The 23,799-nt window shown below is 71.4% G+C and carries 23 protein-coding genes and 1 tRNA gene; 12 read left to right on the top strand and 12 right to left on the bottom strand.

Annotated features, from left to right (window positions below; translation table 11 throughout):
• Positions 1 to 30: 30 nt before the first annotated feature.
• The 3 genes from ABZW11_RS19370 to ABZW11_RS19360 all read right to left on the bottom strand — a co-directional run bounded on the left by ABZW11_RS19370 (position 31) and on the right by ABZW11_RS19360 (position 3,078).
• Entirely contained in the window at positions 31 to 909 is an 879-nt protein-coding gene (locus ABZW11_RS19370; RefSeq protein WP_355418814.1) for an EamA family transporter, read from the bottom strand.
• 162 nt (positions 910 to 1,071) lie between these two features.
• Positions 1,072 to 1,890 (bottom strand): SAM-dependent methyltransferase, encoded by an 819-nt coding sequence (locus tag ABZW11_RS19365; protein WP_355418812.1) that lies wholly within the window; start codon positions 1,888 to 1,890, stop codon positions 1,072 to 1,074.
• Positions 1,891 to 1,995: 105 nt separating this feature from the next.
• Positions 1,996 to 3,078 carry an acyltransferase gene (locus ABZW11_RS19360; protein WP_355418810.1) on the bottom strand — a complete coding sequence of 361 codons (1,083 nt, stop codon included), beginning with the start codon at positions 3,076 to 3,078 and terminating at the stop codon, positions 1,996 to 1,998.
• Between the two features lie 191 nt (positions 3,079 to 3,269).
• Here ABZW11_RS19360 and ABZW11_RS19355 point away from each other — a divergent pair, with 191 nt between their 5' ends.
• Both ABZW11_RS19355 and ABZW11_RS19350 read left to right on the top strand, forming a co-directional pair.
• Positions 3,270 to 3,644: a VOC family protein gene (locus ABZW11_RS19355; RefSeq protein WP_355418808.1), complete on the top strand. Its 375-nt coding sequence runs from the start codon at positions 3,270 to 3,272 to the stop codon at positions 3,642 to 3,644.
• 176 nt (positions 3,645 to 3,820) lie between these two features.
• Positions 3,821 to 4,747, top strand: coding sequence for a DMT family transporter (locus tag ABZW11_RS19350; protein ID WP_355418806.1), 927 nt, complete (start codon positions 3,821 to 3,823; stop codon positions 4,745 to 4,747).
• Here ABZW11_RS19350 and ABZW11_RS19345 read toward each other — a convergent pair.
• The gene (locus tag ABZW11_RS19345; RefSeq protein WP_355418804.1) at positions 4,680 to 5,957 is read right to left on the bottom strand and encodes an FAD-dependent monooxygenase; all 1,278 of its coding nucleotides are present in this window, start codon (positions 5,955 to 5,957) and stop codon (positions 4,680 to 4,682) included. The genes ABZW11_RS19350 and ABZW11_RS19345 overlap by 68 nt on opposite strands.
• Positions 5,958 to 6,042: 85 nt before the next feature.
• Here ABZW11_RS19345 and ABZW11_RS19340 point away from each other — a divergent pair, with 85 nt between their 5' ends.
• Complete coding sequence (locus ABZW11_RS19340) at positions 6,043 to 6,627, top strand: TetR/AcrR family transcriptional regulator (RefSeq protein WP_355418802.1); 585 nt, start codon at positions 6,043 to 6,045, stop codon at positions 6,625 to 6,627.
• A gap of 3 nt (positions 6,628 to 6,630) precedes the next feature.
• Here the strand turns inward: ABZW11_RS19340 and ABZW11_RS19335 are convergent, their stop codons facing one another.
• Positions 6,631 to 7,221, bottom strand: a complete 591-nt coding sequence (locus tag ABZW11_RS19335) for a GNAT family protein (RefSeq protein WP_355418800.1) — start codon at positions 7,219 to 7,221, stop codon at positions 6,631 to 6,633.
• Positions 7,222 to 7,328: 107 nt separating this feature from the next.
• Here ABZW11_RS19335 and ABZW11_RS19330 point away from each other — a divergent pair, with 107 nt between their 5' ends.
• The 3 genes from ABZW11_RS19330 to ABZW11_RS19320 are packed head-to-tail and all read left to right on the top strand — an operon-like array spanning position 7,329 to position 10,749.
• Positions 7,329 to 8,531, top strand: coding sequence for an acyl-CoA dehydrogenase family protein (locus tag ABZW11_RS19330; RefSeq protein ID WP_355418798.1), 1,203 nt, complete (start codon positions 7,329 to 7,331; stop codon positions 8,529 to 8,531).
• A complete protein-coding gene (locus ABZW11_RS19325; RefSeq protein ID WP_355418796.1) occupies positions 8,528 to 9,691 on the top strand; it encodes an acyl-CoA dehydrogenase family protein in 1,164 nt (387 codons plus the stop codon). The genes ABZW11_RS19330 and ABZW11_RS19325 overlap by 4 nt, the downstream gene beginning before the upstream one ends.
• Positions 9,688 to 10,749, top strand: a complete 1,062-nt coding sequence (locus ABZW11_RS19320; RefSeq protein WP_355418794.1) for an acyl-CoA dehydrogenase family protein — start codon at positions 9,688 to 9,690, stop codon at positions 10,747 to 10,749. Before ABZW11_RS19325 ends, ABZW11_RS19320 begins: the two co-directional genes overlap by 4 nt.
• Here ABZW11_RS19320 and ABZW11_RS19315 read toward each other — a convergent pair.
• Positions 10,720 to 11,310 carry a TetR/AcrR family transcriptional regulator gene (locus ABZW11_RS19315; protein WP_355418792.1) on the bottom strand — a complete coding sequence of 197 codons (591 nt, stop codon included), beginning with the start codon at positions 11,308 to 11,310 and terminating at the stop codon, positions 10,720 to 10,722. The genes ABZW11_RS19320 and ABZW11_RS19315 overlap by 30 nt on opposite strands.
• 171 nt (positions 11,311 to 11,481) lie before the next feature.
• Between ABZW11_RS19315 and ABZW11_RS19310 the strand changes: the two genes are divergently transcribed.
• Positions 11,482 to 12,249: a nuclease-related domain-containing protein gene (locus tag ABZW11_RS19310; protein WP_355418790.1), complete on the top strand. Its 768-nt coding sequence runs from the start codon at positions 11,482 to 11,484 to the stop codon at positions 12,247 to 12,249.
• A 14-nt stretch (positions 12,250 to 12,263) separates the two neighbouring features.
• Here the strand turns inward: ABZW11_RS19310 and ABZW11_RS19305 are convergent, their stop codons facing one another.
• Together ABZW11_RS19305 and ABZW11_RS19300 are read right to left on the bottom strand one after the other, a co-directional pair.
• Positions 12,264 to 13,628: a VWA domain-containing protein gene (locus ABZW11_RS19305; protein WP_355418788.1), complete on the bottom strand. Its 1,365-nt coding sequence runs from the start codon at positions 13,626 to 13,628 to the stop codon at positions 12,264 to 12,266.
• A complete protein-coding gene (locus ABZW11_RS19300) occupies positions 13,621 to 14,460 on the bottom strand; it encodes a MoxR family ATPase (RefSeq protein WP_355418786.1) in 840 nt (279 codons plus the stop codon). The genes ABZW11_RS19305 and ABZW11_RS19300 overlap by 8 nt, the downstream gene beginning before the upstream one ends.
• 110 nt (positions 14,461 to 14,570) lie before the next feature.
• Here ABZW11_RS19300 and ABZW11_RS19295 point away from each other — a divergent pair.
• A tRNA-Lys gene (locus ABZW11_RS19295) sits at positions 14,571 to 14,647 on the top strand.
• 61 nt (positions 14,648 to 14,708) lie between these two features.
• On the opposite strand, the gene ABZW11_RS19290 is transcribed toward ABZW11_RS19295, so the two are convergent.
• From ABZW11_RS19290 to ABZW11_RS19275, 4 genes are all read right to left on the bottom strand, one after another.
• Positions 14,709 to 17,078, bottom strand: coding sequence for a right-handed parallel beta-helix repeat-containing protein (locus ABZW11_RS19290; protein ID WP_355418784.1), 2,370 nt, complete (start codon positions 17,076 to 17,078; stop codon positions 14,709 to 14,711).
• A 128-nt stretch (positions 17,079 to 17,206) separates the two neighbouring features.
• The gene (locus ABZW11_RS19285; protein WP_355418782.1) at positions 17,207 to 17,986 is read right to left on the bottom strand and encodes a hypothetical protein; all 780 of its coding nucleotides are present in this window, start codon (positions 17,984 to 17,986) and stop codon (positions 17,207 to 17,209) included.
• A 147-nt stretch (positions 17,987 to 18,133) separates the two neighbouring features.
• Positions 18,134 to 19,351 carry a HAMP domain-containing sensor histidine kinase gene (locus tag ABZW11_RS19280; protein ID WP_355418780.1) on the bottom strand — a complete coding sequence of 406 codons (1,218 nt, stop codon included), beginning with the start codon at positions 19,349 to 19,351 and terminating at the stop codon, positions 18,134 to 18,136.
• A complete protein-coding gene (locus ABZW11_RS19275; protein WP_355418859.1) occupies positions 19,348 to 20,004 on the bottom strand; it encodes a response regulator transcription factor in 657 nt (218 codons plus the stop codon). The genes ABZW11_RS19280 and ABZW11_RS19275 overlap by 4 nt, the downstream gene beginning before the upstream one ends.
• A 152-nt stretch (positions 20,005 to 20,156) precedes the next feature.
• Here ABZW11_RS19275 and ABZW11_RS19270 point away from each other — a divergent pair, with 152 nt between their 5' ends.
• From ABZW11_RS19270 to ABZW11_RS19255, 4 genes are read left to right on the top strand one after another with little or no spacing between them, the layout of a single operon-like run.
• Positions 20,157 to 20,684, top strand: a complete 528-nt coding sequence (locus ABZW11_RS19270) for a hypothetical protein (protein WP_355418778.1) — start codon at positions 20,157 to 20,159, stop codon at positions 20,682 to 20,684.
• Positions 20,684 to 21,772, top strand: coding sequence for a peptidoglycan-binding protein (locus ABZW11_RS19265; protein WP_355418776.1), 1,089 nt, complete (start codon positions 20,684 to 20,686; stop codon positions 21,770 to 21,772). The genes ABZW11_RS19270 and ABZW11_RS19265 overlap by 1 nt, the downstream gene beginning before the upstream one ends.
• Positions 21,773 to 21,780: 8 nt before the next feature.
• Positions 21,781 to 22,476, top strand: a complete 696-nt coding sequence (locus ABZW11_RS19260) for an ABC transporter ATP-binding protein (protein WP_355418857.1) — start codon at positions 21,781 to 21,783, stop codon at positions 22,474 to 22,476.
• An 8-nt stretch (positions 22,477 to 22,484) separates the two neighbouring features.
• Positions 22,485 to 23,693 carry an ABC transporter permease gene (locus tag ABZW11_RS19255; protein WP_355418855.1) on the top strand — a complete coding sequence of 403 codons (1,209 nt, stop codon included), beginning with the start codon at positions 22,485 to 22,487 and terminating at the stop codon, positions 23,691 to 23,693.
• The last annotated feature ends 106 nt before the right edge of the window (positions 23,694 to 23,799 follow it).

The following is a 23,799-nucleotide window of genomic DNA, read 5'->3' as shown; positions in this document are numbered from 1 at the left end:
TTAACTCATCCGGCCGCCTGCGCCGTCACATCACGCCGCATCGGCTCGTGCGGCGAGCACGGCCACCGCGGCGAGCAGCAGCACGCACCCCGCCCAGGCCAAGGGGGTGAGCCGCTCGCCGAACAGCGCCACCCCCAGCAGCGCCGCGCCGACCGCCTCACCGAGCGAGATGATCGACACGGTGGTGGCGCGCAGGGCGGTCAGCGCGCGGAAGAACAGCCCGTACGCCAGCGCCGTCGGCACCGCGCCCAGATACACGAGCAGCGTCGCCGACGTCCAGCTCACCTCGGGCAGCACGCCTTCGGCCAGCGCGAACGGCGCCAGGCACAGCGCGGCCACGACGAACCCGCCGATCGCCGCCGCCTCGGGGCCGCCGTCGTCGCGGTGCCGCCTGGACACCAGCGTCACCCCGGCGTACCCGGCGGCGGAGGTCAGCGCGAGCAGCACCCCGAGCACCGGGGTCCCCGCTGCCTGTGCGCTCAGAGCCGTCTCGCCGGTGAGCAGGACGAGGCCGGCCAGTGCCGCCGCCAGGGCGAGCAGCGCCGTACGGCCGAGGCGCTCCTTGAGCAGGAAACGGCTGCCCAGCGCGGTGACGATCGGGGTGGCGCCCATCGTCACCACCGTCGCCACCGCGACGCCGGAGTGGGCGATGGCGGCGAAGTAGGCGGTCTGGTAGGCGGCCATCCCGGCGCCGACCACCAGCGTGCGGCCCGTGAGCGCCGGGCGGCTCGCCGAGCGGATGAGCAGGACGAGGAAGGCGGCGCCGATCACATACCGCCACAGGGAAACGCCGACGGGGCCCAGCCCGCCGGTCTGGAAGAGCAGCGACCCGGCGGCGCCGCCGGTGCCCCAGGCGGTCGCGGCCACGGACACGTAAAGGGCGCCCCGCCGGGCGGAGACATGCGTCATCTGAAGGGTTCTCCGGAGGTGAAGGTCGATCAGGGCCCGGTGTGCGGGCAGCGACCACCCCCGGATCGGTGTGACCCGGCGAGCTTCAGAGGATGCCGCCCGCTAGCGGGCGGGGGGCGGAGAACAGGTGAAGCGCCGATGCATGCGCCCCACGATAGCCGGTCAGGGGTGGGGTTTGCGGGCGACGCCGCCCAGCAGGAGTTCCTCCCAGGGGGCGAGGGGGCCGGGGAGGCGCTCGTCGGGGTGCCATTCGGGGAAGTGCACGATCCCTGGCTCGACCGGCACCAGGCCGTCGAAGAAGCGGGTGATGGCGGCGCGGTCGCGGAAGTGGCCGGTGCCCATGGTGGCCTGGAGCATCACCTCCAGCGCCTTGGCCTTGGGGTTGCCGGAGGCGAGGAACCCCGAGGCGGCCAGGTGACCGCCGGGCGGGAGCGCGGCGACGTACCTGCGGACGATGCCGTGCGGGTCCTCATGGTCGGCGAGCAGGTGCAGCACGCCGATGACGAGGACGGCGGTGGGCCGGGACAGATCGATGAGGCGGCGCAGCGCGGGATGCCCGAGCACCGCGTCCACGTCGCGCAGGTCGGCGGTGATGGCGTCGGCGTTCGGGTTGCCGCCGAGAATGGCCTTGGCGTGCGGCTCGACCATGGGGTCGTTGTCGACGTAGACGACCCGGCAGGCGGGGTCGGCGAACTGGGCGACCTCGTGGGTGTTCTCGACCGTGGGCAGCCCGGCGCCGAGGTCGACGATCTGCCGGATGCCGGCCTCGCGGACGAGGTAGTCGACGACCCGGCCGACGAAGGCCCGGTCGCACCACACCAGGTTCACCACCTCGGGCACGACGTCTTTGAGCTTGCGGGCGACGGCGCGGTCGGAGGCGAAGTTCTCGGTGCCGCCGAGCAGGGCGTCGTGGACGCGGGCCACCGTGGGCCGCTCCGGGTCGACGCCGGGCGGGGCCCACTCGTGTTCGCCGAGACTCATCCGGCCCCCTCTCGCCGTTCGGCGGCGCCGCTTCGGTGACGCGGATCGTATCCGGCCCGGGGATCTCCGCGCCCGCCCTGACAACGGGTTGTCAGCAGAGTCGACTCACCCTGTGGGGCTGCCGGCCGGAACCGCTGCGTGCGCCGGAGGCTCCCGCTTGGACAGCAGCCGCTTGAGCACGGGCGCGAGCGGCCGTTCCACGAACCGGTGCACCGCGTACGCGGCCACCAGCATGACGACGATCATCCCGACGAGCAGCACGTACTTGTTGAACGCCCCTTCGAGCCTGGCGAACAGGATGAACCCGACGTGCGCGTGCAGCAGGTACAGCGGATACGTCAGCGCTCCCGCCGTCACCAGCCACGGCCGGGCGAGCGCCCTGGTGACCCGCAGCGCGATGAACGTCATCACGAGGAAGATGAGCACGACGACGGCGGTGATGACGACCGGCGAGTACGTGACGTGATACCGCTCGCCGACGGCCTCGGCGTACCCGATGGCCCGGTAGACGGCGTTGCCCAGGCAGATGGGCACCAGCAGCGCGATCTGCCAGTCGAGCCCGAACCGGTAGAGCATGAACAGCGCCATGCCGGCGATGAAGTAGTGCGAGAACTCCGACTGGACGACCAGGTCGGCGATGCCCGGAAGCACGCCCAGCTCGACGAGGAACGTCAAGGCGAGCCACCCCCACAGCCCGGCCATGATCCGCCCCCGGGTGATCCCGATGACGGTGGCGATCAGCATGAGGATGTAGAAGCGCATCTCGGCCCAGAGGGTCCAGTAGACGACGTCCACGTTCTCGATGTTCGGCACCGACTGGAACATCGTCAGGTTGGCCAGCACCTGCGGCACCGACACCTGGAACAGGCCCCACCCGAGCAGCACGGTGACGGTCGCCGTGACCGCGATGCCCACCCAATAGGCCGGATAGAGCCGCACCACCCGCGAGACCACGAACTGCCGTGGCGTCCTTCCCCACGCGCTCATCAGCACGACGAACCCGCTGATCAGAAAGAAGAGGTCGACCCCGAGGTAGCCGTACTTGGCCCAGGCGCTCTCGGTGACGAACGTCACAGTGGTCTTGCCGCCTGCCCAGCCGGAGAACACGTAGTGGAACAGCACGACGAACAGTGCCGCAAGCAGCCGGAGCCCGTCGATCTCGTAGAGCCGTTCTGGCCTGGTACGCACGGCGTCTCCTTTCTGATGGGGAGAGGGTGGCGGCATCAGCTTGCGAAATGGTTAAAGGACAGCAAAGGCATTCTTACGGGTTTACACGAGTACCGACCGGTAGTTAGCGCGTTGCCCGACAAGAGGGATGTTGCGGGTAGCGCGTACGTACCTGACAGGAGATGGCAGGTATGGCTGGAACGCTGGGCGCCATGACGACGAAAGCGAACCTCATGGCCTTCACCATCGACTGCGCCGACCCCAAGGCGCTGGCCGAGTTCTACGCCCAGGTGACCGGCATGGAGATCACCTACGCGGAGGACGAGTACGCCGCCATCACCGACGGCACGGTCTCGATCTACTTCGGCCGGGTGGCCGACCGCAAGCCGGTCACGTGGCCCAGCCCCGACAAGCAGTTCCACCTCGACTTCCGGGTGCCGGACGTGGCGCAGGCGGTCGAGGACTACCTGAAGCTGGGGGCGACCAGGCCCGAGTTCCAGCCGGGCGTCACCGAGGAGGGCACCCGGTGGGTGGTGCTGCAGGACCCGCAGGGTCACCTGTTCTGCGTCTGCCCGCAGCCCGCGTAACGGGGCGAAAGGGGGCGATCGGCGTCCAGGCGGGGCCCAAGGATGAGCCACAAGTTCGTGCAGGCCGAGACCGGTTTGTATGGACTTTTCCGACCAAAGGATGATTCTCCCCCTCGCCCGGCCTCATAAGCTGGGGCAATGCTCCTGAGAGGATCCCTGCTTCTGCGCGGGCCGCGATGACCTGGGTCGGCATGCTGATCGCGCTGGCGGGGGCGCTGGGCTACGCGCTGGGCGCCGCGCTGCAGCAGTACGAGGTCGTGGCCGAGGGCGCCTCGCTCAGCCTGGTGCGGCGACCCCGCTGGTGGGTGGGCGGCGTCATCTCCTTCACCGGCGCCTGCCTGCACGCCGTCGCGCTCAGCTTCGCGCCCCTGGTCGCCGTCCAGCCGATCAGCGTGGCCACCCTGGTCTTCGCCGTGCCGCTGGCCGCGTTCATGTACGGGCGGCGGCCGTACCGCGCCGAGATCATCGGCTCGATCGCGGTGGCCGTCGGCCTGCTCTGGCTCATGGTGCTGGTGCCCGCGCACGACGTGGCGCCCCGGCTGGGCGACGGCGCCGCGCTCGCCTTCATCGCCGTGATCGGCGCCGTCGCGCTGGTCACCCAGTTGTTCGCCGGGCGGGTGCACGGGGCGAACAAGGCGCTGCTGCTGTCGGTGGGCGCGGGCGTCATGACGGCGAGCGTGTCCACGTTCGTCCGCGTGGTCGGCGGCGGGATGCAGGGCGACTGGGGCCGGCTGATCCACTGGTTCAGCCTCGTCGTGCCGGTGCTGCTGGTCTGCGCGGTGGTGCTGCTGCAACGCTCGTACGCGGTCGGCTACTTCGGCATCGCCTACGCCGGCGTCCAGGTCATCGACCCCATCACGTCCGTGCTCGCCGGGGCGATCCTGCTGGGCGAGCCGCTGCCCACCTCACCCAGCACCGCGGTGCCCGCCCTGCTGGCCGCCGCGCTGACCATCGGCGGCACGATCACGCTGGGCAGGCTGGCCCCCGACCACACCGCCAAGCCGGCCGCCGTCCCGACTCCCGCCGAGCAGGCGGTCACGCCTCCGCCGGTGGACGCCAGCGCAGCACCTCGTCCATCGACCGCAACATCAGACCTGGGCTGAGCCGGCCCGCCGCCGCCACCCCGGCGTCCCGCAGCCACACGGCCGCCGGGTTGCGCCACTTGGTCAGCCGGCACAACGTCATCGACCGCCGGACGACCCGCGCCGTCCGCCGCGTCCGCGCCGCGCTGTAGGCGGCCAGGCCGTCACCCGAGGCCCCGGGATCGGCCAGGTGGGCCAGCACGACCGCGTCCTCGATCGCCTGGCAGGCGCCCTGCCCGAGGTTGGGCGTCATCGCGTGGGCCGCGTCGCCGACCAGCGCCACCCTGCCCCGGTGGAAGGCGGGCAGCGGCGTGGCGTGGTAGTAGACGTCGTTGCGGGTGATCCGCGCCGGGTCGGCGGCCCGCAGCAGCGCCGGGATGGGCTCGTGCCAGTCGCCGAACCTGCGCAGCAGCTCTTCGCGCTCGTCCGCGGCCGTGCCGCCGGACGTGCCGCCGGACGTGCCGCCGGACGTGCCGCCGGCGGGTGCGACGTCGGTGGCGTAGACATAGACGAGGTCGCCGGCCAGCCGGTGGATGCCGAACACGGTGCCCCGCCCCCAGCTCTCCGATCTCGGCACCCGCAAGGCGTGGCGACCGTCCCGGCTCTCCGGCTCGAGCGACCGCGAGGGAGCGCGGGTGCCCGGCTGCTGGGCCTCGGCCGCCTTCAGGTCGGCGAGCGGGATGAGGCCGCGCCATGCGGTCACGCCCGCGTAGACAGGGCCCGGGTGGCCGGGGAAGAGGGCGCGGCGGGTGGCCGAGTGGATGCCGTCGGCGGCCACCACCAGGTCGGCCTCCAGGTCGCCCGCCTCCGTCCGTACGACGCCGCGCTCGGCGTCCACCTCGGTGACCGTCGTGTCGAGGCGCAGGCGGCCGGGCCCGCCCGCCTCGGCGAGGGCGTCGGTGAGCACGTCGAGCAGCGTGGCCCGCAGCATCACCACCACCGAGTCGCCGTACGCGTCGTCCGCCTCCTCCTCCGTGGCCCGCGCCAGCCAGCGCCCGTCGGCCCTGCGCAGGCCCAGCGGCCCCTCCGCGTGGGCGAGGGCGCGGATCCTGCCGCCGAGACCGATGACGTCGAGCGCCTTCAGCGCGTTGGCGGCGATCGCCAGGCCCGAACCGACGGGCTCGATGGCGGGCGCCCGCTCCAGCACGGTCACGTCCCACCCCTTTCGTAGCAGCGCGACTCCCGCGCTCAGCCCGCCGATCCCGCCACCGATCACCACAGCCCTGGCCATCCGCGCCTCCTCCGGTCACTACGTCCGTAGTTGAACCGTACTACGCCCGTAGTCAGGTCTCACTACCGCAGTAGTATCGGCTTCCGTGAAGCGCTCAGACGTCGTCGCCGACACGGCCATCGCGCTGCTCGCCGAGCGGGGCATGCGCGGCCTGACCCACCGCGCCGTGGACGAGGCCGCCGGCCTGCCGCCAGGCTCCACCTCCAACCTGGCCCGCACCAGGGCGGCGCTGCTGGAGCTGACCCTGGCCAGGCTCACCGAGCGGGAGGCGGAAGCGCTGTCGGGTGCCTACGAGGGCGACCATGAGGGCGGCCACGACCCGGAAAGGCTGCCCGCCCGGCTGGCCGAGGCGCTGCACATCCAGCTCTCCGACAGCGCCCGCACGCTGGCCCGCTACGAGCTGGCGCTGGAGGCCACCAGGCGGCCCGAGCTGCGCGCGATCTACGACCGGGCGGGCCGCCGCTTCCGCGATCCCGCCGTGGCGATGCTGGCCGCGCTGGGCTCCCGCGACCCCGTGCGGCACGGGCGCGCGATGGTGGCCTTCGCCGAGGGCCTGCTGTTCGACGCGATCGCGGGCGCCGGCGCCGTGCCCACGCGGGAGGAGCTCGAACAGCTCGTCCGCGAGCTGCTCGCGGGCATGCTCGGTCAGGAGGCCGCCAGGCGGGCTTGAAGGCTAGGAGGCCGCCAGGCGGGCCTGGAGGCGGGCGCGGTGCGGCGGCCACTCGTCGTCGAGGATGCCGAAGCAGACCGTGTCGCGCCAGGTGCCGTCGGCCCTGCGGCGGTGCCGGCGCAGCGTGCCCTCGTGCACGCCGCCGATGCGCCTGATCGCGTTCTGGGAGCGTTCGTTGCGGATGTCGGTCTTGAGCAGCACCCTGTTGTGGCCCAGCTCGAAGGCGTGGTCCACGAGCAGCAGCTTGCACGCGGTGTTGACCGCAGTACGCCAGGACGCGCGGCCGTACCACGTCCAGCCGATCTCCACGCTGGCCTCGAAGCCCGGCACGTCGGCGTACGTCGTCCAGCCCACGGCCCGCCCGCTCGCCTTCACCACCACGGCGAACGGCACGTGCTTGTCGTCGTCGATCAGCATGCGCGCGACCTTGCCCAGCTCCTCCTCGGTCTGCGGCGCGGCGGCCGGCAGCCAGCGCCAGACGTCCTCGTCACCGCCTCCCGCGGCGAACAGGTCGGGCACGTGGTCCATGGTGAGCGGCTCAAGCCGGACGACGTCGTTCTCGAGCACGGTGGGGGTGGGCAGCTCAGCGGTCATGGCGGCCACTGTAGGGGCATGAGAACGTGCAGGTAGATGTCCACCTGGGGGTATTTACGGGAAACCACCTGTCGACACGCATACCGGCCGGTCGGTAGGGTCACGTCATGGACTTCGCCTTCGACACCGTCACCGAGGACCTGCGCGAGCGACTGCTCCGCTTCATGGACGAATGCGTCTATCCCGCAGAGCCGGCCTTCGAGGAACAGGCGCAGACCAGCGGCTGGAGCCCGCCGCCGCTGATCGAGGACCTGAAGGACGAGGCCAGGAAGCGCGGCCTGTGGAACCTGTTCCTGCCCGGCGAGCACGGCGCCGGGCTGACGAACCTGCAGTACGCCCCGCTGGCGGAGGTCATGGGCAGGAGCCCGGCCCTGGCCCCGGTCGCCACCAACTGCGCGGCCCCCGACACGGGCAACATGGAAGTCCTGGCCATGTTCGGCAGCGAGTGGCAGCGCAAGGAGTGGCTGCAGCCCCTGCTCGACGGCGAGATCCGCTCGGCCTTCGCCATGACCGAGCCCGACGTGGCCTCCTCCGACGCCACCAACATCGCGACCTCGATCGTGCGCGACGGCGACGAGTACGTCATCAACGGCCGCAAGTGGTTCATCTCCGGCGCGATGAACCCCAACTGCAAGATCTTCATCGTCATGGGCCAGACGAACCCCGAGGCGCCCAAACACCGCAGGCAGAGCATGATCCTCGTGCCGCGTGACACGCCCGGCGTCCACGTCGAGCGCGGCATGCACGTCTTCGGTTACACCGACGCCGACCACGGCGGCCACGCCGAGGTCGTGTTCGAGGACGTCCGCGTGCCCGCCGCGAACCTCATCGGCGAGGAGGGCGGCGGCTTCGCCATCGCGCAGGCGCGGCTCGGCCCCGGCCGCATCCACCACTGCATGCGGCTGATCGGCATGGCCGAGCGCGCGGTCGAGCTGATGTGCCGGCGGGCGCTGTCGCGGACCACGTTCGGCAAGCCGGTCGCGCACCAGGGCGTCGTCCAGGACTGGATCGCCGAGTCCCGCGTGAAGATCGAGCAGGCCCGCCTGCTCGTGCTCAAGACGGCCTGGCTCATGGACACGGTGGGCAACCAGGGCGCCCACACCGAGATCCAGGCCATCAAGATCTCCACCCCGATCACGGTGGAGTGGATCCTCGACAAGGCCGTCCAGGTCCACGGCGCCGGCGGCGTCTCCCAGGACTTCCCTCTGGCCGGGCTCTGGGCGCACGCCCGTACGCTGCGGCTGGCCGACGGCCCCGACGAGGTGCACAAGCGGTCCCTGGCCTATCGCGAGCTGAAGAGGTACATGTGAACGAGGCGCAGATCAAGGAGCGCGTGGCCGCGTTCCTCGGCGAGCACGATCCGAGCGGGGACCGCCTTGAGTTCCTGCGCGCCCGGTTCGACGCCGGGCTGGCCTGGGTGTGGTTCCCCGAAGGGCTCGGCGGGCTGGGTGCGCCGCGCGAGCTGCAGCAGGTCGTGGACAAGGAACTCGCCGACACCCCGCAGCTCAACGCCGGGCTGCAGGCCATCGGGCTGGGCATGGCGGCGCCGACGATCCTGGCGTTCGGCACCGACGAGCAGAAGCGCCGCTTCCTCAGGCCGCTGTGGACGGGCGAGGAGATCTGGTGCCAGCTCTTCAGCGAGCCGGGCGCCGGGTCCGACCTCGCCACGCTGGCCACCAGGGCGGTCAGGGACGGCGACGAATGGGTGGTCGACGGGCAGAAGGTGTGGACGTCAGGCGCCCACCACGCGCGGTGGGCGATCCTCGTCGCCCGTACCGACCCTGAGGTGCCCAAGCATCGCGGGCTGACGTACTTCGTGTGCGACATGCACGCGCCGGGCGTCGAGGTGCGGCCGCTGCGGCAGATCACCGGCGAGGCCGAGTTCAACGAGGTGTTCCTGACCGGGGTGCGGCTCTCCGACGACCTGCGGCTCGGCGCGGTCGGCGACGGCTGGCGGGTCGCCCAGACCACGCTGATGAACGAGCGCGTGGCCATCGGCGGCGCGCCCACCCGGCGCGGCGGCGGCGTCATGGCGTCCGTGCTGGCCTCCTGGCGCGAGCAGCCCGAGCTGCGCACCCACGACCTGCACCAGCGGCTGCTGTCGCTGTGGGTGGAGGCCGAGGTGACCCGCCTGTCGGGCGCGCGGCTGCGCGAGCAGCTCGCCGCCGGCCAGCCGGGGCCCGAGGGTTCGGGCATGAAGCTCTCCTTCGCCCGGCTCAACCAGGCGCTGACCGGGCTGGAGATGGAGTTCAGGCGCGAGCTGGGCTACGACGACTGGACGTTCCGCCGCTCGGAGGAGGTCGACTTCTACGGCCGCGGCCCCGGCTACCGCTATCTGCGGGCCAAGGGCAACTCGATCGAGGGCGGCACCTCCGAGATCCTGCGCAACATCATCTCCGAGCGGGTGCTCGGCCTGCCGTCGGAGCCCCGTGTCGACAAGGACGTGCCGTGGAAGGACCTGCCGCGATGAGCCTGCTGTACTCCGAGGTCGAAGAGGAGCTGCGCGCCGCCGTACGCGGGCTGCTGGCCGACCGCTGCCCGCCGTCCGCGGTGCTGCAGCGCGTCGAGTCGCAGCCGTACGACCTGGACCTGTGGAAGACGCTGGCCGGCGAGATCGGGGTGGCCGGCCTGCTGGTGCCCGAGGAGCTGGGCGGGGCGGGCGCGTCGGCCAGCGAGGCGGCCGTGGTGCTGGAGGAGCTGGGCAGGGCGGTCGCGCCGGTGCCGTTCTTCACCAGCTCGGTGCTGGCCACGCGGGCGCTGCTGCCGACCCGCGACGCGTTGCTCGGCGAGCTGGCCGAGGGGCGCAGGACGGCGGCGCTGGTGGTGTCGTTCGCGGCGTCGGCGTACCGGCCTGACCGGGGCGCGTCGGTGCAGGTGGACGGCGAAGGGGGGCTGTCCGGCTCGGTGACCGGCGTGGCCGGGGCCGAGGTGGCGGACGTGCTGCTGGTGCCGGTGGACGGCGACCTGTACGCGGTCGAGGGCGACGCGATCGAGGCCGGCGTGGTGCGCGTCGCGTCGTCGCTGGACCTCACCAGGCCGGTGGCCACGGTCACGTTCACCAGGACCAGGGCCCGCCGGGTCGGGGCCTGCGACCTGGCCGCGGTGCTGCGGTTCGGAGCCGGGCTGCTCGCCTCGGAGCAGCTCGGGGTGGCCGAGTGGTGCCTGCAGACGACGCTCGCGTACGTCAAGGAGCGCCACCAGTTCGCCCGCCCGGTCGGCTCGTTCCAGGCGCTCAAGCACCGCCTCGCGGACCTGTGGCTGGACGTCGTCAGGGCCAGGGCGGCGGCCAGGAACGCGGTCGCGGACGCCTCGTCGATCTCCGTGGCGGTGGCCCAGTCGTGGAACGCGGGCGTGGCCGTGCACGCGGCCGAGGAGGCCCTGCAGCTGCACGGCGGGATCGGGATGACCTGGGAGCACCCCGTGCATCTCTATCTCAAGCGCGCCAAGGCCACCGAGGTCGCGCTCGGCACGCCGGGCGACCACCGGGAGGCGCTGGCCTCACTCGTCGACGTCCCCGGCCCCGAGTGAGGCGAGCAGCAGGTCGGCGAAGTGCTTGCCCACCTGGGCGCCGGTGAGCGGCCCCCGCGTGCTGAACCACGTGCCCAGGTGGTGCACCGAGCCGAAGAAGTAGTCGACGACCAGCTCGGCCGGCACCCGGTCGCTGAAGACGCCGGTGCGCTGCCCCTCGGCCACGAGCGCGCGGAAGCGCTCGTGGTAGCGGCGGCGCTCGGCGCGCACGGTCTTCTGCGTCTCGGGGGCGAGCAGGTGGATCGACCGGAAGAAGATCTTGGAGTCGTCGAGGTTGGCGGCCGTCGTCTCCACGACGTCGGCCGCGGCCCGGTGGAGGCGCTGCCTGATCGTGCCGGGCCCGTCGGCGATCTGGGTGAGCCGGTCCATCTGCATGCGCAGCACCCGGGCGTAGATCTCGTGGAGGAGATCGTCCTTGGAGTCGAAGTAGTGGTACATCGCGCCCTTGGTCACGCCCGCCGCGACCACGATCTCCTGCACCGAGGTGCTCTCGAAGCCGCGCTCGGCGAACAGCCGGGTCGCCTCGGCGAGCAGGCGCTGCCTGACCGGTTCGTCTTTCACTCGGTCCCCCTTGGTCACCGGCTTAGCATACCGACTGGTCGGTTGATGGTCTTGCGGGTACTAATTCCGTCACCTTAGGCTCGCCTTGGTTGGGGAACGGGTATCCCTTGACCGGCGAGGGATCTTCGGCGTGGCAGATCCTGCACAACATCTACATTCGGGGAGTTTGCCGTGCCCGGTGGCTCTATCTACGTGCAGCCCAACGAGAAGTACACAGGCTCATCCCCGCAGTGGTGGTACGAGAAATTCTGGCGCGAGGACGCGCCGAACCGGCGCAAGTACAGGTACGCCAAGGCCGCTGTGGGTTTCGTCGTCGGCATCGCCCTGGGGATCAGGTTCGGGCTCGCGGGCGGATCCGCGATCACCGGCCTGCTGCTCGGAGCGCTCACGTTCGGCGGCGACTGGTTGCTCGACTGGTACTCCTTCCACAAGACAGCCGTGTGGCGCGGCGCCAAGAGGGGCGAGCTCATCACGGGGCGCCTGCTGCGCCGCTCGCTCAGCCGCCAGAGCTACCACGTGCTCGACGGCCGGGCGATCCGCGGCCAGGCCTCCATCGACCACCTCGTGATCGGTCCGGGCGGCGTCTGGATCATCGACAACGAGTCGTGGAGCCCCGACACCGAGATCGCCTGCTACGCGGGCCGGCTGTTCTTCGGCGAGAAATACGGCAGCAAGACCGCCAAGCCGCTGGTCGAGCAGGCCGAGGCGTTCGCCGACCTGCTGACCCGCGAGACCGGCGTCCAGGTGCGCATCACCCCGATGCTCGCGGTCCACTGCGGGCTGCTGCCCAAGAGCGGCGTCGTCGTGGCCGAGGGCCTGACGCTGGCCAAGCCGCGCGCGATGGCCAAGCTCATCAAGGCCGCCGACCGCGGCGTGCTCAGCCCGTCGCAGATCGAGCTGCTCTCCCGCACGGCGGCCCGCGAGCTGCAGCGCGTCTGACCGCTTGAGTCAGATCAGGTCAGAGTTTCGATGAACGCGGTGAGCTGGGCGACGTTGCGGCACTCGTGCATGGGCACGACCGTGCCGTAGTCGCCCGCCACCGAGTCACCCGTGTCCCACTGTTGCGTGGGCTCCGGGTTCAGCCAGTACGCGTGCCTGCACCGCGATACCAGCGACTTGAGCGTGTCGAGGGCGGGCGGCTGGTAGTTGGAGCGGGCGTCGCCGAGGATCAGCAGCGACGTCTTCGGGCCGATGGCCTCGCCGTAGCGTTCGGCGAAGCGCTCCAGCGCGTGCCCGTAGTTGGTCCGCCCGAAGCGCACCATGTCGGCCTCGTCCGCCAGCCTGGCCATGGCCTCCACCACGTCGGAGCCCGGCTGGAAGAACCGGGTGATCTCATCCACGGTGTCCACGAACCCGAACGCCCGCACCTTTGTGAACTGCTCGCGCAGCGCGTACGTGAGCAGCAGCGTGAAGTGCGCGAACGACGAGACCGAGTCGCTGGTGTCGCAGAGCACGACCAGCTCGGGCTTGTGCGGGCGCGGCGGCCTGAAGTGGGTGGTGAGCGGCACGCCGCCGCTCTGCAGCGAGGCCCGCATGGTCCTGCGGAAGTCGAGCCTGCCGCGCTTGCCCCTGCGCTGCCTGATCGTCAGCCGGGCGGCCAGCCGGCGGGCCAGCGGATGCACCTCCCTGCGCAGCCTGGCCAGGTCGGCCCTGGTGATGCGCAGGAAGTCGATCTGGTCGAGCGGCGGGCGCACGGCCGAGCGGGCGATGCGCTCGATCCCCGAGTCCTCGGCGATGCGGCGGCGCACGTCGGTGGCCACCGCCTCCTCGAAACGCCTGATGTTGGACGTGACCCGCTGCCGCGCGGTCTTCTCCGCCAGCCCGCCGCGCTCCTGCCCCGAGAGCACGGCGCGCAGGATGCCGGCCATCAGCGTCTCGGGCGACAGGGCGCGCAGCACGCTGTAGGAGAACCAGTTCTGCCGCCCGGGAGCGGCCTCCTGCCGGCCGAACCGCGCCACCATGGCCTCGGCGAACGCGCGCATCTCCTGGTCGGCCGAGCCGGTCAGCAGCTCCGCCAGGTGCTCGCGCAGCTCCTTGACGTCGGCCGTCTCGAAGTCGGTACGGCTCTGCGCCCGCAGCCCGGACGTGGACGCCGGGAACCACAGGTCGAACAGCACGTCGAACCCGGGCCGGTAGGCGGGCTTCTTGACCAGCGTGGCGGCGTACGCGGCGCGCAGCGACTCCCGGTCGGCCAGCTCGATCACCCGCAGCGCGTTGGCCGCGTCGAGCCCCTCGGCGACCGACACCGGCAGCCCGGCCTCGCGCAGCGCGTGCACGAAGCCGACGTGCCGATCGACCAGCGACGTCGGCTCAGGCATCGGGCAGCCCCAGCTCCTTGACCGCCCGCGCGTGGTCGGAGGCGTGCTTGAGCACCACGCCCAGCGTGCCCGCCACGGTGGCCTCGTCCAGCTCGTCGCGGCCGAGCGCCAGCAGCGTGTTGGCCCAGTCGACGGTCTCGGCCACCGACGGCGCCTTCTTCAGCTCCAGCGCCCGCAGCGTGGCGACCGTCCGCGCGAGCTGCTCGGCCAGGTCGGCGCGCAGGCCCGGCACCTGGGCCAGCACGATGTCACGCTCGCGCTCGGGCGTCGGGTATTCGATGTGCAGGTAGAGGCAGCGCCGCTTGAGCGCCTCCGACAGCTCGCGGGTGGCGTTGGAGGTGAGCACGACGTACGGGCGGCGGGTGGCGGCGATGGTGCCCAGCTCGGGGATCGTCACCTGGAAGTCGGACAGCAGCTCCAGCAGCAGGCCCTCGACCTCGACGTCGGCCTTGTCGGTCTCGTCGATGAGCAGCACGGTCGGCTCCTGCGCCCTGACCGCCTTGAGCAGCGGGCGCTCCAGCAGGAACTCCTCGGTGAAGATGTCGTCGTCGTCGCTCGTGGCCTGGATGCGCAGGAGCTGCTTCTTGTAGTTCCACTCGTACAGGGCTCTGGCCTCGTCGAGGCCCTCGTAGCACTGCAGCCTGATGAGGCCGGCGCCGGTGGCCTGGGCGACGGCCTTGGCGAGCTGCGTCTTGCCCACTCCTGCGGGTCCTTCGACCAGCAGCGGCTTGCCCAGCGCGGCGGCCAGGAACACCGAGGTGGAGATGGCGTCGTCGGAGAGGTAGTCCACGGCGGCGAGCCGCTCCGTCACGTCGGCGGGGGAGTCGAACATCAAGGATCCTGTCTGCCGGAGCCGAAGTACCGAACTTTATTCTAGCGTTCCTGTCCCGCGGATTCCGATTCGACCAGGATCCCGATCGCCGGTATATTCCTTCGTGCCGGGCGCCGCTAGCTCAGTTGGTCAGAGCAGCTGACTCTTAATCAGCGGGTCCGGGGTTCGAGTCCCTGGCGGCGCACCAGATCGGGCACTCACCGCAGTCGCGGTGAGTGCCCGAAGTGGTTTTCACGGGCCCCCAACCCTCATCGGGCCGCCCGGGGGCCGATCCCGTCCAGGCTGAAGGTGCGGTTCCACGCGCGCACCCACGCGGGGCCGAAGCCCTCCGCCCGGTTCAGCGGCGTGGCCCGCGCGTCGAAGCGGCCCGTCGCCGCGTCGAAGCCCGCCTCCACCGGGGTGGCCAGCCTGGCGTTGAAGGAGTCGAAGTCCGGGTTGAACGTCTTCACGCTCAGCCCGTCGGCGTCGTCGGTGTAGGCGAAGTCGCCGGTGGCGATGCTGACCGACCGCGTCAGCACGTTGTGCGCCGGCACGTACAGCGAGTCCGGGTCGCTCCACACCTGCTCGTCGGTGCACTCCGTGTCGCCGACCGCGGTGCACGGCTCGCCCTGGGCGTCGGACGGCACGTACCAGTCGCGAATGTTCGGGTACTGCTTCGCGTAGTGGCGGTACCACGTCTCGACGTTCTGCCTGGTGTTGGTGAACCCGGTGCCGTCGCCGACCTTCAGCATGTCATTGAAGCGCTCGATCACGACCTTGGCGTTGGCCACCGGCAGCCGCTTGCCGCCCTCGTGGTAGAGCTTGTCGTGCCCGATGTACGTCACGTTCGTGAACACGTTGTCGCGCGCCACGTTGCTGTGCCCCGACTGGTAGAACAGCCCGTGCTGGACGTTGTCGAAGACGTTGTGGTGCACGACCATGCCCGACATGCCGTCGTCCATGTAGACGGCCTGGTTGCCGTCCGCGCCGACGTCCTTGAACAGGTTGTACGCCACCACGTTGTTCAGGTACGTGTAGTCGCGGCCCGCGTAGATCACGCCCTGGTCGGAGGCGTGCGTGACCAGCCGCTCGAACCTGTTGTGCGTGACCTCCATGTCGTTGCCCATGATCTGGATCGCCATGTGCGGCGCGTCGTGCACGTTGTTGTACCGGAACGTGTTCCCGACCCCGTACAAGTAGCCCGCCGGCGTGTACGTCGCCAGCTTCGAGAAGTCGTAGATCTCGTTGTGCTCCACCACGTGGTCGCCGCGCTCCAGCGAGTCGCGGTCCCCGCCCGCGGTGAAGACCCCGCCGCCGCCCAGGTCGTGCAGCCTGCTGTCGACCACCCGGTTGCGGTGGCCGCCCCTGCTCGTGCGGTATTCGGCGATGGCCGTGATCGCGTCGTTGGCCTCGCCGATCTGCACCGCGTCCATGCTGACGTTGAGGATCTCCAGGCCGTCGATCGTGCACGACTCGGCGTCCAGCAGGCGCACGCCCGAGCCCGTGGTGCCGTTCAGGCGCAGGTCCTTGAGCGTGACGCCGGTGACGTTCTCCAGCTGGAAGAACGGGGCGTCGAACGAGGTGAGGCTGATCTCCTTGCCCTCGACCGTGCCGCCCGGCGGGTAGTAGTAGAGCGTGTCGTGGTCCTGCCAGCGGTCGATGTAGTACTCGCCCTCGGTGTCCAGCTCGCTGAGCACGTTCTGGGCCACGAACGAGGTCCACTTGTCGGTGGCGACGTACATGGTGGGGTAGTGGGTGGTGAGGTCGCCGCCGCCGACGGTCTCGATGCGGAGTCGGTCGTTGGCGTAGTTATTGCCGAAATATCCGGACAACCAGCCATCCGTCTCGTACGCGGTGCCGTCCGGAGTGTCGGTCCCCGCCGGCTTCGCCCACTTCCCATACCTGGCCGCCAGGTCCGCGTCCTTGACCGTGTAGACGGGGCCGGGGAGCTCCAGCATCTCCTCGTACGGCAGCGTCGTGCCGTCGGCCGTCTTGTCGGAGAAGTAGTCGCGTGCCCCCTTCGGAGCCTCCTTGACGGTCAGGTGGTCCCTGGTGAGCTTGGCGTCGCCGTTGGGGTACTGCGCCAGGGTCTGGGTGGCGTCGTCGGTGATGAGCTCGGGGGCGTAGGGCTGCGGCTTCCAGTTGAAGCCGTTCTTGTAGAGCGTGCCCGTGGGGATGCCCTCGGCGCCGAGGTCGTAGACCCAGACGTTCGGGGCGGTCCCGGCGGGGACGCGGGCCTTCGACGACCACTTCGCGTCGTACGCGGGCAGGTCGCTCAGCCGGCGGAACTTCTCCGGCGCCAGGGTCGTGACGCCGGCCAGCTCGACCTGCTCGCCGGGGTAGGCGGCATAGGTGACGTACGAGTGCTCGGCGCCCTTCACCTCGATCGTCTTCGCGCTCTGGTAGACGCCCTCACGGATGTAGACGATGCCGGGCTCGCGGCGGCTGGTCGTGCCGGCCAGGGCGTCGCGGGCGCGCTCGATGGTGGCGAACGGGTCCCGCAAGGTGCCCTTCGCGTCGTCGCTGCCGTTCTTGGCGACGTACACGACGTGCTTGACCGGGGCGGCCGTGGCGGGGGCGGTGGTCGTGGCGGCCGTCAGTAAGGCCGCGAGGAGGGGGATCATCGCTCTGCTGAGCATGGGCAGACCTCAATCGATACAATATTACTAACAGCAAGAAGTCCTTGAGGGTGAACGGTAGCGTCGTGCGGGCCTCAGTTCAATGGTTTGACCACAGCGTGGTCACGAACGCGCCCGCCTCGGGAGCTTCAGGAACGGCGGGGGCGGCGCAGGCGCAGGCCGGTGAGAGCGGCCAGCAGGATCACCAGGCCGATGCCCATCAGCGCCCGGCCGTCCGGGCCCGCGAGCCCGCCGGCGCCCGTGTCCACACCGCCTGAGGGCGCCTCTTCGGGCGTCTGCTCGGTGGTGGTCTCCGACGTGTCCTCTTCGGTCTCCTGATCCGTGGGGGTGGTGCTCTCCGAGTCGTCGGGGGTGGGGGTGGGGGTGGTGTCGTCGTCCTGGCCGGCCGTGCCGACGGTGATGGGGTGATCGGTCCGGCCGCTGGTGTCCTCGATCTCGCACTCGATCAGCGGTTCCGTGGGGCGCAAGCCGAAGTTGACGGAGGCGGCGTGCACCTGGCCGGTGCCGGTGTTCCTGGGGGTCGTCTTGAGGTCGACCGTCGTCGCGGGCAGCGGGATGGGCTCGTCGGGGATGACCGTGCCGATCTCGGCGACGCCGGTGGCCGAGGTGAAGTTCGGGATGCCGCTGATGCCGGCGTAGGCGTACATCTTGATGTCGCCCTCCAACCCGGTGGCGGGGGCGAGCAGCTCGGAGCCGGTGACGTACGCGCCGGTCCAGCCGATCGTCAGCTCCTCGTTGGGCTGCGCCTGGGCGGGCACGGTGAGCTCCACGTCGATGGAGACGTCCTGCTTGGCGCCGGTGGCGACGACCGTGCACACGTACGGCACCGCTGCGGCGGCCTGAGCGGCCGGTACGGGGACGCACGAGAACACCACGGCGGCGGATAAGACGACCGGCAGGACACGCACGACAGGCTCTCCTTGGGACGGACGAGGCACCCGAGAAAGGACGCGGTTCGGGCATGCTCGGGTGACACGGTCATCCAATCGCAACTGAGATGCGCCGTCATCCCGCCGAATGGTAGGAAAACGCCCATGACAACACTGGCTCGCCGCTCAATGGGCGCGGGGGAGTGAGACGACCACGATCAGGCCGCCGCCGTCGCGGGGCCGCGCCCGTACGTCCCCGCCGTGTGCCACCGCCACCGACCGGACGATCGACAGCCCCAGCCCGGCGCTCGTCCCCGTGACCGCCCGCTCGGCCCCGAGCCGGTGGAACGGTTTGAACAGGAGCGGCACGTCGTACGGCGGCACGGCGGGCCCGGTGTTGGCGACCTCCACCTCGACGGTCTCCCGGGAGGCCGTCCTGCTCGTCACCCGCACCCAGCCGGCGCCGTCGGTCACGTTGTAGCGGACGCCGTTCTCCACCAGGTTGTGCACGAGGCGTTCGAGCAGCAGCGCGTCGCCGGTGGTGGGGGCGGGCCCGGTGGCCTCGTCCAGCTTCACCCCGGCAGCGGCGGCGGCGTCGGCGTTCTGCTCGATCACGTGCGTGACCACGTCCGCCAGGTCCACGGGCGCCCGGTCGGCCAGCTCCTGCTCCGTGCGCGCCAGCAGGAGCAGCCCGCTGATCAGCCGCTCGTGGCGGGCGTTGATCTCCAGCAGGCTCTCGCCCAGCTCCTTGACGTCGGACGACGCGGTACGGCGGTGCATGGCCAGCTCCACCAGCGCCCGGTTGAGCGTCAGCGGCGTGCGCAGCTCGTGCGAGGCGTTGGCGACGAACCTGCGCTGCCCGTCGAACGAGCGGTCGAGCCGCTCCACCATGGTGTCGAACGTGTCGGCCAGGTCCTTGACCTCGTCGTCCGGCCCGCGCAGCGCGATGCGCTCGGACAGGCCGCGCTCGGCCATGGGCGCGGCGGCGATCCTGCGGGCGGTGTCGGTGACCAGGTTCAGCGGGGCCAGCACGCGGCCCGCGACCACCCAGCCGAGCGCCACGGCGGCGGCTCCGACCACCAGCAGCGCGACCACGCCCTGGGTGATGAGCGAGGTGACGGCGGCGTCGCGCACCCCGGCCTGCTGGTCGCGCAGCCACTCCAGGGCCGCCTCGCCCTGGATCGTGACGCCGTTCCTGGTGAGGATGAGCTGCTTGTGCCGGCCTGGCTCGGGAGCGTACTGACTGTCGAAGATGCCCTTGAGCTGCTGGTCGAACAGCAGGTACGTGACCGCGAGCAGGGTCAGCCCGGCCAGCAGGAACAGGGCGCCGTACACGAGCGTGAGCCGCAGCCGCAGCGTGGGCCGCGGTCTGCGCAGCAGGCGGGCCGGCACCAGGAGGCTCATGGGATGCGGTAGCCGACCCCGGGCACGGTCTCCACGACCGGCGGGTCGCCCAGCTTGCGGCGCAGCTTGAGTATCGTCAGGCGGACCGCGCCGGTGAACGGGTCGGCGTTCTCGTCCCACGCCTTCTCCAGGAGCTGCTCGGCCGAGACGACGCAGCCGTCCGCCCGCATCAGCTCGGTCAGCACCGCGAACTCCTTCTTCGACAGCGGCACGAACCGCCCGTTCCTGAACACCTCCCTGCGTGCCGGATCCAGCGTGATCCCGGCCCGCCGCAGCACCGGCGGCACGGCGGGGCGCGAGCGCCGGCCCAGCGCCAGCACCCGGGCGGCCAGCTCCTGGAACGCGAACGGCTTGGTCAGGTAGTCGTCGGCGCCCATCGACAGCCCGCTCACCCGGTCGTCGAGCTGCGCGGCGGCGGTGAGCATCAGCACCCGCGCGGCGCACTCGGCGGCCACCATCTCCCTGCACACCTCGTCCCCGTGCACGCGGGGCAGATCCCGGTCCAGCACGACCACGTCGTAGTCGTTCACCGCGATCCGCTCGAGCGCGGCCGCGCCGTCGTGCGCGAGGTCGACCGCGTGCGTCTCCTCACGCAGCCACTCGGCGATCGCGTCGGCGAGCAGCCGCTCGTCCTCCACCACCAGCACCCGCATGGCGTTACTCAGGCCCCTTTCGTTCACTTACAGAGCCGAGTGTGGCCGATGCGGCGTTCGCTCCAGGTAAGCCGCCGGTGGAAACGCGGAGGAAACAGCCCGGGCTGTTGCATCTGGCCTCGTACGACGTTCGTGCCACGAAGGAGAGCCTCATGCGAGGAAGAAGACGCACCGCGCCCGCCGTCGGGGCCGCGCTGCTGATGACGGTCCTGCTTGCGGCGTGCGGTTCGGGCGGTGAGACCGGGTCGGACGTGGCCTCGGTGTCCGGCACCGGCACCCAGGCGACCGCGAGCGCGCAGCCGAGTGAGGACAGCAAGGACAAGGCGCTCAAGTTCGCCCAGTGCATGCGCGAGAACGGCATCGACGTGCCCGACCCCGAGAACGGCCGGTTCACGATGCGGTTCGACAAGAACACCCCCCAGGAGAAGGTGCAGGCCGCCCAGGAGGCGTGCAAGCAGTACGCGCCGAGCGGCGAGGCGGGGCGCGGCGGTGACGGCAAGGCCGCCGAGAGCCTGCGCAAGCTCGCCCAGTGCATGCGGGACAACGGCGTCGAGAGCTACCCCGACCCCGAGGGCGGCATGATGCGGATCACCCCGGAGGTCGGCGGCGACCCCGACTTCGAGTCCGCCAGGAAGAAGTGCCAGAAGGAGGCCGGCGAGGCCGGCATGGGGGACTCCTGATGGAACCGCCCAGGAAGCGGCGGCGGCGCGGCGGGCTGGTGGCCGCGCTGCTGACCGTGGCGGCGGTCGCGGGCGGCGCGCTGGTCGCCGTCAACGGCGCGGGCCTGCTGGAGGGCGGCGCGAGCCCGGCCGACTCGGCGAGCGCCCTGCCACCGGCCACCGCGACCGTCACCAGGCAGACGCTCAACGACACCACGGACGCCGACGGCGAGCTCGGCTACGGCCCGGTCACCACGGCCGTGGCCCGCAGGCCGGGCACGATCACGTGGCTGCCCGTGAGCGGCGCGACGATCACCCGCGGCAAGTCGCTCTACCGCGTGGACGACCAGCCGGTCACCCTCATGTACGGCGGCACCCCCGCCTACCGCGACCTCAAGGCCGGGATGACCGGCAAGGACGTCGAGAGCCTGGAACGGAACCTGGACAAGCTCGGCTACGACGGCTTCACCGTGGACGACGAGTTCACCTGGGACACCGCCCAGGCCGTCATGGAGTGGCAGGACGACCGCGGCCTGCCGGAGACCGGCGTGGTGGAGCTGGGCCGGGTCGTGTTCGCCCCCGGCAAGGTGCGCGTGGAGAGCCTGCAGGCCGAGGAGGGCGGGCCGGCGCAGCCGGGGCAGCAGGTGCTCGCGTACACGGGCACCTCGAAGGTGATCACCGTGCAGCTCGACTCCGACGACCAGCGGCTGGCGGAGAAGGGCGCGAAGGTCCAGGTCACGCTGCCGGACGGCAAGAGCGTGTCAGGCAAGGTGACCGAGGTGGCCACCGTCATCGTGCCTGCTGAGAGCCAGAACCAGGACCCGGAGACGCGGGTCGAGGCGCTGGTGTCGATCGGGAACGCCAAGGCGGCGCGCGGGCTGGACAAGGCCGCGGTGGACGTCACGTTCACCGCGTCCAAGCGCGAGAACGTCCTCGCCGTGCCGGTCGCGGCGCTCGTCGCGCTCCAGGAGGGCGGGTACGGCCTGGAGGTCGTCGAGGGCGGCAGGTCCCGGTACGTCGCGGTCGAGACCGGCCTGTTCGCCGGGGGCAAGGTCGAGGTGTCCGGCGACGGGCTGGCGGAGGGCATGACCGTGGGGATGCCGAAGTGACGTACGAGATGATCGCTCTCACCGGCGTGTCCAGGACATATCCCGGAGGGGTGGCGGCGCTGCGGGAGGTGTCGCTGCGGATCGGCCACGGCGAGCTGGTCGCCATCGCCGGCCCGTCCGGGTCGGGCAAGTCGACGATGCTCAACGTCATCGGCACCCTCGACCGGCCCACCACGGGCAGTGTGCACATCGACGGCCACGACGTCTCGGCGCTGACGGACAACGAGCTCTCCGCGCTGCGCGCCACCACGATCGGCTTCGTCTTCCAGTCCTTCCACCTCGCGCCACGGGTCCCGGCGCTGGAGAACGTGGCCGACGGCCTCGTCTACACCGGCATGAGCCGCTCCGAGCGGCGCCGCCGCGCGGCCGAGGCGCTGGAGCGGGTCGGGCTCGGGCACCGCGTGGACCACGAGCCGCACGAGCTGTCCGGCGGCGAGCGGCAGCGGGTGGCGATCGCCAGGGCGGTGGCGGGCGACCCGCCGCTGCTGCTGGCCGACGAGCCGACCGGGGCGCTCGACTCGGTCTCCGGCGCGGGCGTCATGGAGCTGCTGCGCGAGCTGAACGCGGCCGGCACCACCATCGTGATCATCACCCATGACAGGGAGATCGCGGACGGGCTGCCCCGTCAGGTGCGCATGCGCGACGGGGAGATCGTCTCCGACTCGGCGCAGGAACCCGTGCGGCTATGGAAGGGCGGGGCGTGATGACGCTCATGGAGGTGCGTCCCCGGCCCGTCCCGGCCCGGATGCGGGCCCGCGACGTGCTGCGGGTCGGCGCGATCGGCCTGCGGACCAGGCCGCTGCGGGCATTCCTGTCCGCGCTCGGCATCGCCATCGGCATCGCCGCCATGGTCGGCGTGGTCGGGCTCTCGTCCTCGTCGGGCGCCGAGCTGGACCGCCAGCTCTCCGCGCTGGGCACGAACCTGCTCACCGTCACCTCGGGCACCACGCTCATGGGGGAGGCCGCGCAGCTGCCGATGGACGCCGAGGCGATGATCGCGCGCATCGGCCCCGTACGAGCGGTGTCGTCGGTCGGGAAGGTCTCCGAGGCCAAGGTCTACCGCTCGGAGCGCATCCCCGAGGCGCAGACCGGCGGCCTCAGCACGTACGCCGCCCGCCTCGACCTGCCCGCCACCATCGGCGCGACACTGAGTGGCGGCACCTGGCTGAACGCGGCCACCGAGCGCTACCCGGCCGCCGTCGTCGGCGCGGACGCCGCGCGTCGGCTCGGCATCGGCGCGCCAGGCCAGGACACCCAGATCGTGGTGGGCGGCGTCAGGTTCACCGTGGTCGGGGTGCTGGAGCCGGTGGCGCTGGCCCCCGACCTCGACAGCGGCGTGCTGGTCGGGTGGCCGGTGGCCGAGGGGCGGCTGGGCTTCGACGGGCATCCGACCACGCTCTACACCCGCTCCGACGAGGCGCGGCTGGAGGCCGTACGCGAGGTGCTCGGCGCCACCGCCAACCCGCAGGCGCCCAACGAGGTGGACGTCTCCCGCCCGTCCGACGCGCTCGCCGCCAAGCAGGCGACCAGCCAGGCGTTCGCCGGGCTGCTGCTGGGCGTCGGGGCGGTGGCGCTGCTCGTGGGCGGGGTCGGCGTGGCCAACACGATGGTCATCTCCGTGCTGGAGCGCCGGGCCGAGATCGGGCTGCGCCGCTCGCTGGGCGCGACCAGGGGGCAGGTCCGCACCCAGTTCCTGGCCGAGTCGCTGCTGCTGTCGGCGCTGGGCGGGATCGGCGGCGTGCTGCTGGGGACGGGGGTGACGACGGCGTACGCGCTCTACAGCGGCTGGCCGTCGGTCGTGCCCGCCTGGGCGACGGTGGGCGGGCTGGCCGCCACCCTCGCCATCGGCGCCGCCGCCGGCCTCTACCCGGCCGTACGCGCCTCCCGCCTGTCCCCGACGGAGGCATTGGCGACGCCCTGACGCTCGTCCCGGGGCCGGACGCTTCGGCGCGCGCCCGGCGTCAGCCGGTCGCGTAGCAGACGGTATCCCGATCACGCGGACGCCGTCGCCGTCCTCGGGGCGCAGG

This window comes from Nonomuraea sp. NPDC004580 (assembly GCF_040609855.1).
Taxonomy (GTDB): Bacteria; Actinomycetota; Actinomycetes; order Streptosporangiales; family Streptosporangiaceae; genus Nonomuraea; species Nonomuraea salmonea.
Note: the sequence above shows the minus strand (reverse complement) of the source record. Positions and strands in the feature narration are given on the sequence as shown.